This is a genomic window from Enterobacter sp. R-1.6.2 (assembly GCF_035064085.1).
In the GTDB taxonomy this organism is placed as follows: Bacteria; Pseudomonadota; Gammaproteobacteria; order Enterobacterales; family Enterobacteriaceae; genus Enterobacter; species Enterobacter asburiae_B.
Genome location: NZ_JASEYI010000010.1, coordinates 26,513 through 39,061 on the forward strand (window position 1 = coordinate 26,513; position 12,549 = coordinate 39,061).

Annotated in this window: 9 protein-coding genes; 6 read left to right on the forward strand and 3 right to left on the reverse strand. The window is 59.3% G+C overall.

Translation table 11 applies throughout. The features are described from left to right. The first annotated feature begins 24 nt into the window (after positions 1 to 24). Both lsrK and QMN93_RS12400 read left to right on the forward strand, forming a co-directional pair. Positions 25 to 1,623, forward strand: coding sequence for an autoinducer-2 kinase (lsrK, locus tag QMN93_RS12395; RefSeq protein ID WP_193140077.1), 1,599 nt, complete (start codon positions 25 to 27; stop codon positions 1,621 to 1,623). Between the two features lie 207 nt (positions 1,624 to 1,830). Continuing rightward, positions 1,831 to 3,852 (forward strand): NADPH-dependent 2,4-dienoyl-CoA reductase, encoded by a 2,022-nt coding sequence (locus tag QMN93_RS12400; RefSeq protein ID WP_182382742.1) that lies wholly within the window; start codon positions 1,831 to 1,833, stop codon positions 3,850 to 3,852. A gap of 119 nt (positions 3,853 to 3,971) precedes the next feature. Here the strand turns inward: QMN93_RS12400 and rlmG are convergent, their stop codons facing one another. Further along, the gene (gene rlmG / locus QMN93_RS12405; protein ID WP_323619688.1) at positions 3,972 to 5,108 is read right to left on the reverse strand and encodes a 23S rRNA (guanine(1835)-N(2))-methyltransferase RlmG; all 1,137 of its coding nucleotides are present in this window, start codon (positions 5,106 to 5,108) and stop codon (positions 3,972 to 3,974) included. 83 nt (positions 5,109 to 5,191) lie between these two features. Here rlmG and QMN93_RS12410 point away from each other — a divergent pair, with 83 nt between their 5' ends. The 4 genes from QMN93_RS12410 to sstT all read left to right on the forward strand — a co-directional run bounded on the left by QMN93_RS12410 (position 5,192) and on the right by sstT (position 9,444). Further along, complete coding sequence (locus QMN93_RS12410) at positions 5,192 to 5,695, forward strand: YgjP-like metallopeptidase domain-containing protein (protein WP_023333531.1); 504 nt, start codon at positions 5,192 to 5,194, stop codon at positions 5,693 to 5,695. Positions 5,696 to 5,765: 70 nt separating this feature from the next. After that, positions 5,766 to 6,764, forward strand: a complete 999-nt coding sequence (locus QMN93_RS12415) for a Gfo/Idh/MocA family protein (RefSeq protein WP_048974668.1) — start codon at positions 5,766 to 5,768, stop codon at positions 6,762 to 6,764. Positions 6,765 to 7,014: 250 nt separating this feature from the next. Beyond that, complete coding sequence (locus tag QMN93_RS12420; protein WP_193140079.1) at positions 7,015 to 7,983, forward strand: TerC family protein; 969 nt, start codon at positions 7,015 to 7,017, stop codon at positions 7,981 to 7,983. A 219-nt stretch (positions 7,984 to 8,202) separates the two neighbouring features. Beyond that, positions 8,203 to 9,444 (forward strand): serine/threonine transporter SstT, encoded by a 1,242-nt coding sequence (gene sstT, locus QMN93_RS12425; RefSeq protein WP_087823155.1) that lies wholly within the window; start codon positions 8,203 to 8,205, stop codon positions 9,442 to 9,444. A gap of 92 nt (positions 9,445 to 9,536) precedes the next feature. Here the strand turns inward: sstT and QMN93_RS12430 are convergent, their stop codons facing one another. Both QMN93_RS12430 and uxaC read right to left on the reverse strand, forming a co-directional pair. Next, positions 9,537 to 11,024 (reverse strand): UxaA family hydrolase, encoded by a 1,488-nt coding sequence (locus QMN93_RS12430; protein ID WP_193140081.1) that lies wholly within the window; start codon positions 11,022 to 11,024, stop codon positions 9,537 to 9,539. A 68-nt stretch (positions 11,025 to 11,092) separates the two neighbouring features. Continuing rightward, entirely contained in the window at positions 11,093 to 12,454 is a 1,362-nt protein-coding gene (gene uxaC, locus QMN93_RS12435; protein ID WP_193140083.1) for a glucuronate isomerase, read from the reverse strand. Positions 12,455 to 12,549 lie beyond the last annotated feature (95 nt).

The window sequence follows — 12,549 nt, forward strand, 5'->3', positions numbered from 1 at the left end:
CTGCGCTAACAACGAGGCAAGCTCATGAGTTACCTTTTAGCGTTAGATGCAGGGACAGGCAGCGTTCGCGCCGTGATTTTCGATTTACAGGGCAACCAGATTGCCGTCGGTCAGGCCGAGTGGAAGCACCTGAGCGTGGAGAACGTGCCGGGATCGATGGAGTTCGATCTGGAGACCAACTGGCAGCTGGCCTGCCGGTGCATTCATCAGGCGCTGGAACGTGCGCGCCTGAGCGCGGCGGATATTCAGTCCGTCGCCTGCTGCTCGATGCGCGAAGGGATCGTGCTGTACGACCGCAACGGCGAGGCCATCTGGGCCTGCGCCAACGTCGACGCCCGTACCAGCCGCGAGGTGGCCGAACTCAAAGAGATCCACGACGACCGTTTTGAATCCGAAGTGTATGAGGTTTCAGGCCAGACGCTGGCGCTGAGCGCCATGCCGCGCCTGCTGTGGCTGGCGCACCATCGTCCTGACATCTACCGTAAAGCCGCCACCATCACCATGATCAGCGACTGGCTGGCGGCGAAGCTCTCCGGCGAGCTGGCTGTTGACCCGTCTAACGCGGGCACCACCGGCATGCTGGATCTCTTCTCCCGCGACTGGCGTCCGGCGCTGCTCGACATGGCCGGGCTGCGCGCCGATATTCTCTCCCCGGTAAAAGAGACCGGCACCGTGCTGGGCACGATTACCAAAGAGGCCGCGCAGCAGTGCGGCCTGCGCGAAGGCACCCCGGTGGTGATGGGCGGCGGCGACGTGCAGCTGGGCTGCCTGGGGCTGGGCGTGGTCCGCGCCGGACAGACGGCGGTGCTGGGCGGTACCTTCTGGCAGCAGGTGGTCAACCTGCCGCAGGTGCGCACCGACCCCGAGATGAACATCCGCGTGAACCCGCACGTTATCCCCGGCATGGCGCAGGCGGAGTCGATCAGCTTCTTTACCGGGCTGACCATGCGCTGGTTCCGCGACGCCTTCTGCGCCGAGGAAAAGCTGATTGCCGAGCGGATGGGGATGGACACCTATTCCCTGCTGGAAGAGATGGCGAGCCGCGTACCGGCAGGCTCCCACGGGGTGATGCCGATATTTTCCGATGCGATGCATTTCAAGCAGTGGTACCACGCCGCGCCGTCGTTTATTAACCTCTCCATCGATCCGGAAAAATGCAATAAAGCGACGCTGTTCCGCGCCCTTGAGGAGAACGCGGCGATTGTCTCGGCCTGCAACCTGGCGCAGATCTCGCGCTTCTCCGGCGTGACGTTTGAAAGCCTGGTGTTTGCGGGCGGCGGGGCCAAAGGCGCCCTGTGGAGCCAAATTTTAAGCGACGTCACCGGGCTGCCGGTGCGCGTGCCGGAAGTGAAAGAGGCGACGGCGCTCGGCTGCGCGATTGCCGCAGGTGCGGGCGCGGGGCTGTTTGCGGATATGGCCTCGACGGGCGAGCGGCTGGTGAAGTGGAGCCGCGAGTTCACGCCGAACCCGCAGCACCGCGAGCTGTACGACGGCATGATGCAGAAATGGCAGGCGGTGTACGCCGACCAGCTTGGGCTGGTGGACAGCGGGCTGACGACATCGATGTGGCAGGCACCGGGGTTAGTAAAAACCCACACCCCTCACCCTGCCCCTCTCCCCTGAGGGGAGAGGGAAAAAATCAGATCGAGCCAATTCTTTGAGACCGCACCAGCCAGTCCCCTCTCCCCTTTGGGGAGAGGGTTAGGGTGAGGGGCGAAGTTCTTTGAGATCTATCACAATCATTCGATCCCGCTTTTACCTTTCCGCTCCCGCTGGCTAAATTAGTAACTCATCCGACCACATAACAATAATTTTACACTGGAAGAGACTATGAGCCGCTACCCGTCGTTATTCGCCCCCCTCGACCTGGGGTTCACCACCCTCAAAAACCGCGTGCTGATGGGCTCGATGCACACCGGGCTGGAAGAGCGTCCGGACGGGGCCGAGCGTCTGGCGGCCTTCTATGCCGAGCGCGCGCGCCACGGGGTGGCGCTGATTGTGACCGGCGGCGTGGCCCCTGCACCTTCTGGAGTGACGATGGAGGGCGGCGCGGTGCTGAACGATGCATCACAGCTTGCGCACCACCGGATCGTGACCGACGCGGTGCATAAAGAAGGCGGCAAAATCGCCCTGCAAATCCTGCACACCGGACGCTACAGCTATCAGCCGAACCTGGTCGCGCCGTCGGCCATTCAGGCGCCGATTAACCGTTTTAAACCTCACGCCCTTAGCCACGATGAGATTCTGGCGTTGATTGACGACTTCGCCCGCTGCGCGGCGCTGGCGCGCGAGGCGGGCTACGACGGCGTTGAGGTGATGGGTTCAGAGGGCTACCTGATCAACGAGTTCCTCGCCGCCCGTACCAACCAGCGCGACGACGAATGGGGCGGCGACTATGCCCGCCGGATGCGCTTTGCCGTGGAGGTGGTGCGCGCGGTGCGCGAACGTGCGGGCGCGGACTTTATTATCGTCTTCCGCCTGTCGATGCTCGACCTGGTGGAAGGCGGCGGCACGTTCGACGAAACCGTGCAGCTGGCGCAGGCGATTGAAGCCGCAGGCGCTACCATTATTAACACCGGCATCGGCTGGCACGAGGCGCGCATCCCAACCATTGCCACGCCGGTGCCGCGCGCGGCGTTCAGCTGGGTAACACGGAAGCTGAAAGGCAAAGTCTCTGTTCCGCTGGTCACCACCAACCGCATTAACGATCCGCAGGTGGCGGACGATGTGATTTCGCGAGGCGACGCCGATATGGTGTCGATGGCGCGCCCGTTCCTGGCGGATGCCGAACTGCTCTCCAAAGCGCAAAGCGGCCGTGCGGACGAGATCAACACCTGCATCGGCTGTAACCAGGCCTGTCTGGATCAGATCTTCGTCGGCAAGGTCACCTCTTGCCTGGTTAACCCGCGCGCCTGCCATGAAACCAAAATGCCGATCGTTCCGGCGGTCAGTAAAAAGCGCCTGGCCGTGGTGGGCGCAGGCCCGGCGGGACTGGCGTTTGCGGTGAATGCCGCCTCGCGCGGGCACAGCGTGACGCTGTTTGATGCGCTGGCGGAGATTGGCGGGCAGTTTAATATCGCCAAACAGATCCCCGGCAAAGAGGAGTTCTATGAAACCCTGCGCTACTACCGCCGGATGATCGACCTGACGGGCGTCGAGCTGCGGCTTAACCAGTTTGTCAGCGCGGCGGATCTGATCGGTTTCGACGAGGTGATCCTGGCGAGCGGGATCGTACCGCGCACGCCTGCGATCGAGGGCATCGATCATCCTAAAGTGTTGAGCTATCTGGATGTATTGCGTGACAAAACGCCGGTCGGCGAGAAGGTGGCGATTATCGGCTGCGGCGGGATCGGCTTTGATACCGCCATGTACTTAAGCCAGCCGGGCGAGGCCACCAGCCAGAACATTGCCGAGTTTTGCGTGGAATGGGGTATCGACACCAGCCTGAACCAGTCCGGCGGGCTACGCCCGGAAGGGCCGCAGCTGCCGAAAAGCCCGCGCCAGATCGTGATGCTGCAGCGCAAGGCCAGCAAGCCGGGCGAAGGGCTGGGCAAAACCACGGGCTGGATCCACCGTGCCACCCTGCTCTCGCGCGGGGTGAAGATGATCCCGGCGGTGAGCTACCAGAAGATCGACGACGAGGGTCTGCACGTCACGATCGGCGGCGAGCCGCAGTTGTTACGTGTGGATCATGTGATTTTATGCGCCGGGCAGGAGCCGAAGCGCGATCTGGCGGATCCGCTGCGCGAAGCCGGTAAAACGGTGCATTTGATTGGCGGGTGCGACGTGGCGATGGAGCTGGATGCGCGGCGGGCAATTGCGCAGGGGACGAAGCTGGCTCTGGCGATCTAGGGTATTGCCGGGCGGCCAGGGTAAAAGCAAAACGGCAACCCAGTTGCCGTTTTTAGCGTTTGCTCCCTCTCCCTGTGGGAGAGGGCCGGGGTGAGGGCATCAGGCCGCACATAACAGTCTTACCGACGACGTCCCAGCTTCACCGCCTTCAGCACCACGAACTTGTTGTTCGTCGCAACGGTGACGCAGTTGCCGAAAATCTTCTTCAGCTTGTGGAAATAGTCCAGGTGGCGGTTCGCCACGATGTACAGCTCGCCGTTGATTTTCAGGCAGCGGCGCGCGTGGTGGAACATCTCCCACGCGACGTTATCCGTCAGGGCGTGCTTCTGGTGGAACGGCGGGTTGCAGAACACGGCGTTAAAGCGGAACGGCTCTACGCCGGACAGCGCGTTGTTGATCATAAACTCGCAGCGGTCCAGCGCTTCCGGCATGTTGGTTTCCACGTTCAGACGGCTGGAGGCCACCGCCATCGGCGACTCGTCGCTGAACACCACGCTGGCGTCCGGGTTCTTCGCCAGCAGCGTCAGGCCAATCACGCCGTTACCACAGCCCAGATCGACAATCTCACCTTCCAGATTTTCCGGCAGATGTTCCATAAAGAAACGCGCCCCGATATCCAGCCCGGTGCGGGAGAAGACGTTCGCATGGTTGTGGATGGTCCAGTCGGTGCCTTCCAGCTTCCAGCTCAGCGTCTCCGGCGCGTCGGCCAGCTCCGGCGCGCTGAAGGTGCAGTTGATCAGGCGCGCTTTTTTCCAGGCCAGCGTCGTGGTGGTCGGGCCGAGGACTTTTTCGAACAGCTCGAGCGTCGAGGTGTGAATATCGCGCGCTTTAGCGCCCGCGATAATGCGCGTTTCCGGCGTCACGACCTTACGCAGCGCACGCAGCTGTTGCTCCAGCAGCGCCATGGTTTTTGGCACTTTGATCAGCACCACGCCCGGCGCCTGCGGGTAGTCCGCGGTGCTGTCGAGGAATTTCACGCTGGATTCTTCGATGTCGTTATGGCGCAGGTTTTCACGCGTCGCCAGCTCGCTCAGGTAGGAATCGCCGATGCTGTATGGCGTGTGCTCCGCCAGGGCGCAGCCCAGCGCGCCAAAGGCGTCATTCAGGATCAAAACCGGGCCGCGGATTTCAGTCTCATCCAACTGCTGCAGCAGATATTCATCCGCCGCTTCCCACGCCATGAGCGGGTTAACGTCGTCCGTTTCCGGGAAACGTTTAAGGTTGAGTGAACGCAAACCGTTGTCTAAGTGGCTCATCGGCCCTCCTGAATGGTAAAATTTGGCGTATCCCTGAAAAGGGTGCGTGAGTATACCCGTTTTATTGTCGATTTGGGGCGTTGATGAACCAACTTACTTATCTCCAGGGCTATCCGGAGCATTTACTGACTCAGGTTCGCAGCCTGATTGCCGAGCAGAAGCTCGGCGCGGTGCTGGAAAAACGCTATCCCGGCACGCACGATTTCGCGACCGATAAGGCCCTCTGGCAGTATACGCAGGATCTGAAAAGCCGCTATCTGAAGAGCGCGCCGCCGATCAACAAGGTGATGTACGACAACAAGATCCACGTGCTGAAAAACGCGCTCGGCCTGCACACCGCCATCTCCCGCGTACAGGGCGGCAAGCTGAAAGCGAAGGCCGAAATCCGCGTCGCGACGGTTTTCCGTAACGCGCCGGAAGCCTTTCTGCGGATGATCGTGGTCCACGAGCTGGCGCACCTGAAGGAGAAAGAGCACGACAAAGCGTTCTATTCCCTGTGCTGCCACATGGAGCCGCAGTACCACCAGCTGGAGTTTGATACCCGACTATGGCTTACGCATTTATCGTTAAATGGTAATGCGGAATAGCGCACGCGAATTGTCATGATGACGTGCTACAGTGGCTAAAGGTTCCCCGCTACGGAGTACGTAAACGTTTATGATACGTTTCGCAGTCATTGGTACGAACTGGATCACGCGCCAGTTCGTCGACGCCGCACACGAAACCGGCAAACTTAAGCTTACCGCAGTCTATTCCCGCAGCCTTGAGCAGGCGCAGAGTTTTGCCAACGATTACCTCGTTGAGCATCTCTTCACTTCGCTTGATGACATGGCGCAAAGCGACGCCATTGACGCGGTGTATATCGCCAGCCCGAACTCCCTGCACTTCCCGCAAACGAAGCTGTTCCTCAGCCATAAAAAGCATGTGATTTGCGAGAAGCCGCTGGCGTCAAATATTGAGGAAGTGGAAGCGGCCATTGCGCTTGCCCGCGAAAACCAGGTGGTGCTGTTCGAAGCGTTCAAAACCGCCAGCCTGCCGAATTTCCTGCTGCTGCAGCAGTCCCTGCCGAAAATTGGCAAAGTGCGTAAAGCCTTTATCAACTACTGCCAGTACTCGTCGCGCTATCAGCGCTATCTGGACGGCGAGAACCCGAACACCTTTAACCCGGCGTTTTCGAACGGCTCGATTATGGATATCGGTTTCTACTGCCTGGCCTCTGCCGTGGCCCTGTGGGGCGAACCGCACGGCGTCAGTGCGCAAGCCAGCCTGCTGGAGAGCGGCGTGGATGCGCACGGTGTAGCGGTGCTGGATTACGGTGATTTCAGCGTCACGCTGCAGCACTCCAAGGTGAGCGATTCCGTGCTGCCGAGCGAAATTCAGGGCGAAGCGGGCTCGCTGGTTATCGAGAAGATCTCCGAGTGCCAGAAAGTGAGCTTTGTGCCGCGCGGCGGCAAAGCGCAGGAGCTGACGCAGCCTCAGCATATTAACACTATGCTCTATGAGGCAGAGGTCTTCGCCCGTCTGGTGGAAGACAACGAAGTGAATCACCCCGGCCTCGCGGTGAGCCGCACCACGGCGAAGCTGCAAACGGAGATCCGTCGCCAGACCGGCGTGGTATTCCCGGCAGACGGCGTGAGCGCGGAAGCGATCGCGTAAAGCTGTGTAATGAAACGGCGCAAACCATTGACGAAACCGATGGTCTGACATATTTTGTTACCTGCAAAGGGGAGTAACTTCTTCGCCGGTGGATCGTCATTACGATGCGTTAAACACGCATCCGGTCGCCGGGCAACCTTCGTGGTTGTAAGTGAGACCTTGCCGGAAGGCGAGGTCTATGCATAAAAAGCTAACGGCTATCGTCTTCTGACCATAGCCGTTTTTGTTTTTTATGTGTAAGGAAAATAGTATGCATTCTGTCGGCACTCCAATGTTGTGGGGCGGATTCGCGGTTGTCGTGCTCATCATGCTGGCGATCGACCTCTTTTTGCAGGGCCGTCGCGGCGCGCACGGCATGAGCATGAAACAGGCTGCGGCCTGGTCTCTGGTGTGGGTCACCCTCTCCCTGCTGTTTTGTGCCGCCTTCTGGTGGTACCTGGCCTCGACCGAAGGCCGCGCGGTGGCCGACCCTCAGGCGCTCGCCTTCCTCACCGGTTATCTGATTGAAAAAGCCCTGGCAGTTGATAACGTCTTCGTCTGGCTGATGCTGTTCAGCTACTTTGCCGTGCCTGCTGCCCTGCAGCGACGCGTGCTGGTGTACGGCGTGCTGGGCGCGATTATCCTGCGTACCATCATGATCTTCGCCGGCAGCTGGCTGATTACCCAGTTCGAATGGCTGCTGTACGTCTTCGGCGCGTTCCTGCTGTTCACCGGGGTCAAAATGGCGCTGGCGAAAGAAGACGGCTCCGCGATTGGCGATCGCCCGCTGGTGAAGTGGATCCGTGGGCATCTTCGCATGACCGACAAGATCGAGAGTGAGCACTTCTTCGTGCGCAAGAACGGCCTGCTGTTTGCCACCCCGCTGCTGCTGGTACTGATTCTGGTTGAGCTGAGCGACGTGATTTTCGCGGTGGACAGCATTCCGGCGATCTTCGCGGTGACCACCGACCCGTTCATCGTCCTGACGTCTAACCTGTTCGCCATTCTCGGCCTGCGTGCGATGTACTTCCTGCTGGCGGGCGCGGCGGAGCGCTTCTCGATGCTGAAGTACGGTCTGTCGGTGATCCTGGTGTTTATCGGTATCAAGATGTTGATCGTCGATTTCTACCATATCCCGATCGCCATTTCGCTCGGCGTGGTGTTTGGCATTCTGATCGTGACGCTGATTATCAATACCTGGGTTAACCGCCAGCACGATAAGAAGCAGCAGGTGGAGTAATCCCCCTCACCCCGGCCCTCTCCCACAGGGAGAGGGTGAACACACTTTTGTAACGCAGCAGTTAAAAAATATGATGCAACACGTAAAATCCAGCATTTTACGCTTTCTTCCTTTCGCGCATTCCCTATACTCGACCAGGCAAACATTTACTTACATCCGGACATAAATGTGACTAAGAGCACATCCGGGATGGAACGCAATTTCACTCAGGAAATACGTATGAGCACACAATCAAGCGGACTGTTCGCGCGCCTGGCGCAGGGCAGCCTCGTTAAACAAATTCTGGTCGGGCTGGTGCTGGGTATTCTGCTGGCGATGGTGTCAAAACCTGCTGCGGAGGCTACGGGGCTGCTCGGGACCCTTTTCGTTGGCGCACTGAAGGCCGTGGCACCGGTACTGGTTCTGATGCTGGTCATGGCGTCAATTGCCAACCACCAGCACGGACAAAAAACCAACATTCGCCCCATTCTGTTCCTGTATCTGCTGGGAACCTTCTCGGCTGCCTTAACGGCCGTGGTGTTTAGCTTCCTGTTCCCGTCCACGCTGCACCTGACCAGCGCGGCCGGTGACATCACGCCGCCATCCGGCATTGTCGAAGTGCTTCGCGGACTGCTGATGAGCATGGTTTCTAACCCCATCACCGCGCTGATGAGCGGAAACTACATTGGCATCCTGGTCTGGGCGATTGGTCTGGGCTTCGCGCTGCGTCACGGTAACGACACCACGAAAAACCTGGTCAACGATCTGTCCAACGCCGTGACCTTTATGGTGAAGCTGGTGATTCGCTTTGCGCCAATCGGTATTTTCGGGCTGGTCTCCTCTACGCTTGCAACCACCGGTTTCGACGCGCTGTGGGGCTACGCGCAGCTGCTGGTTGTGCTGGTCGGCTGTATGCTGCTGGTGGCGCTGGTGATCAACCCACTGCTGGTGTTCTGGCAGATCCGCCGCAACCCGTATCCGCTGGTGCTGACCTGCCTGCGCGAAAGCGGCGTGTATGCCTTCTTCACCCGCAGCTCTGCGGCGAACATTCCGGTTAACATGGCGCTGGCGGAGAAGCTGAACCTGGACCGCGATACCTACTCCGTGTCGATCCCACTGGGCGCAACCGTGAACATGGCGGGCGCGGCAATCACCATTACCGTTCTGACCCTGGCGGCGGTGCATACGCTGGGCATTCCGGTGGATCTGCCAACTGCATTGCTGCTGAGCGTGGTGGCGTCACTGTGTGCCTGTGGCGCATCCGGCGTAGCGGGCGGTTCGCTGCTGCTGATCCCGCTGGCGTGTAATATGTTCGGCATCCCGAACGAGATTGCGATGCAGGTTGTGGCCGTCGGCTTTATCATCGGCGTGCTGCAGGACTCCTGCGAAACCGCGCTGAACTCCTCTACCGACGTGCTGTTTACCGCAGCGGCCTGTCAGGCGGAAGACGCGCGTTTAGCGAAGAACGCACTGCGAGGCTAACAGCAAAACGGCAACCCTGAGGTTGCCGTTTTTAGTGTTTGTCCCCTCTCCCCGTGGGAGAGGGTCAGGGTGAGGGCATCAGCCCGCACCGATTAAAGCGTCACACCACTCTTAAAGATCGCCAGCTCGCGGAAGTCGTTCTTCTCGTTACAGGTCTGCCTGCCGTTAGCAAATTCCACGATAGTATCCACGAACTCCGTCAGCAGCTGCAGCATCGCTTTGCCGTGAATCAGCTGGCCCGCATCAAAGTCGATCCAGTGCTTTTTCTTTGCCGCCAGCTCGCTGTTGGTGGCGATTTTCACCGTCGGCACAAAACCGCCGTAAGGCGTGCCGCGACCGGTACTGAACAGCACCATATGACAGCCGGCACCCGCCAGCGCGCTGGTGGCGACCGCATCGTTGCCCGGTGCGCTCAGCAGGTTCAGACCGTGGGTTTTCAGGCGCTCGCCGTAGCGCAGCACGTCAACCACCTGGCTCGCGCCCGCTTTCTGGGTGCAGCCGAGGGATTTCTCTTCCAGCGTGGTGATCCCGCCCGCTTTGTTGCCCGGCGACGGGTTCTCGTAAATCGGTTGATTGTGGGCGATGAAGTACTGTTTGAAGTCGTTCACCATGGTGACGGTCTTCTCAAAGGTCTCTTCGTCACGGCAGTGGCTCATCAGAATACGCTCCGCGCCGAACATTTCCGGCACTTCGGTCAACACCGTCGTGCCGCCGTTGGCAATCACGTAATCCGAGAAGCGGCCCAGCATCGGGTTAGCGGTAATGCCGGAAAGGCCATCTGACCCGCCGCACTCCAGCCCAAACTTGAGCTCGCTCAGCTTGCCCGGCTCGCGCCTGTCGTGGCGCATCACCTCATAAAGCTGGTGAAGCTGTTCAACGCCCGCTTCCACTTCGTCGTCCTGATGCTGGCACACCATAAAATGCACGCGCTCAGGATCGAACTCGCCCAGCGTGTCGCGGAAGGCGTCCACCTGATTGTTCTCGCAGCCCAGGCCAATCACCAGCACCGCGCCCGCGTTCGGATGACGCACCATGTTTTGCAGCATGGTGCGGGTGTTAATGTGGTCGTCACCGAGCTGGGAACAGCCGTAGGTGTGGCTGAACAGATGCACGCCGTCAGTCCCTTCGGCGTTGTTGGTCTCTTTCAGGAAGCGCGTCTGGATCTGGCGCGCAATTCCATTGACGCAGCCGACGGTCGGGAGGATCCACAGCTCGTTGCGGATCCCCACGTCGCCGTTGGCGCGACGGTAGATCTGCACCTCACGATCCGCCGCCTGACGCTCTTCCGCGGGTAAATCAGGTTGATAGCTGTACTCGTCCAGATCGCTCAGATTGGTGCGGGTATTGTGTGAGTGAATGTATTCACCCGGCGCAATATCCGCCAGCGCATGGCCGATGGGCAAACCGTACTTCACCACGTTCTCCCCTTTCGCAATGGGGATCAGGGCAAACTTGTGTCCACGGACGATCGCCTGACGCAGGGTGACGCTCTGGTTATCAACGGTCACCACGTCGCCTTCAGCGAGATCCGTCAGCGCGACGGCCACGTTATCCAGCGAATGGATTTTGATGTATTGCATATCAACCTCAAACGGCCTTAGTTCAGTTCAATGGCGAAGTAGTCACGCGCATTGTTAAAGCAGATGTTTCACACCATTTCGCCCAGCAGCTGGATATCCGCTGGCGCTTCGCCCGCGTGTACCCAGCGGCCAATCATCTGGCACAGAATGCGTCGGAAATATTCATGACGGGTATAGGACAGGAAGCTGCGGCTGTCGGTCAGCATGCCGACAAAGCGGCTCAGCAGGCCCAGCTGCGCGAGCTGCGTCATCTGACGCTCCATGCCATCTTTCTGATCGTTAAACCACCAGCCGGAACCGAACTGCATCTTGCCCGGCATCCCTTCGCCCTGGAAGTTGCCGACCATGGTACCCAGCACTTCGTTATCGCGCGGGTTCAGGCAGTACAGGATGGTTTTAGGCAGCAGGTTTTGTTCGTTCTGTTTGCTCAGCAGTTTTGACAGCTCTTCCGCCAGCGGACGATCGTTGATGGAGTCGAAGCCCACGTCAGCACCGAGCAGTTTGAACTGGCGCTGGTTGTTATTGCGCAGCGCGCCGATATGGTACTGCTGTACCCAGCCGCGACGCGCGTATTCCGCACCGAGGAACACCAGCACCGCCGTTTTAAACTGCGCCACTTCGTGTTCGCTTAAGCCTTCACCAGAGAGACGACGCGCCAGAATGCTGTCCAGCTCGGCTTCGTTTGATTCCGCAAACAGCACTACGTCCAGCGCGTGGTCAGACACTTTACAGCCGTGCGCCGCGAAGTGATCCAGACGTTTGGTCAGCGCGGTTTGCAGGTCAGCGAAACGACGGATATCGGTATCCGACACTTCCGCCAGCTTCGCCATGTAGTCGGTGAAGGTGGCCTGCTCAATGTTGAAGGCTTTGTCCGGGCGCCAGCTTGGCAGCACTTTGATATCAAAAGAGGTGTCTTTCGCGACAACGGCATGATGCTCCAGGGAGTCGATCGGATCGTCGGTGGTGCCCACCATCTTCACGTTCATCTGCTTCATGATGCCGCGCGCGGAGAAGTTATCCTGCGCCAGCAGCGCGTTGCAGCGATCCCAGATTTCATCCGCGGTCGTTGGGGAAAGCAACTTACCGGTGATGCCAAACGGACGGCGGAGTTCAAGATGGGTCCAGTGGTAAAGCGGGTTGCCGATGGTGTGCGGAACGGTTGCCGCCCAGGCATCAAACTTCTCGCGGTCGGTCGCATCGCCGGTACACAGACGCTCAGCCACGCCGTTGGTGCGCATGGCACGCCATTTGTAGTGGTCACCCTTCAGCCAGATGTCATACAGGTTTTTGAAGCGATAATTTTCGGCAACCTGCTGCGGCGGTAAATGGCAGTGGTAGTCGAAAATCGGCTGGTCTTTTGCGTAGTCGTGGTACAGGCGGCGAGCAAATTCGGTATCTAACAGAAAGTCTTCGGTCATAAACGGCGTCATTATCGTCTTCCTCATTACGGGAGCGCAGAAAGCGTATGTTCATATGCTGCAAAGTTATCACACCAATTTCCACCAACCGAAGCTTTTTTCGTGAG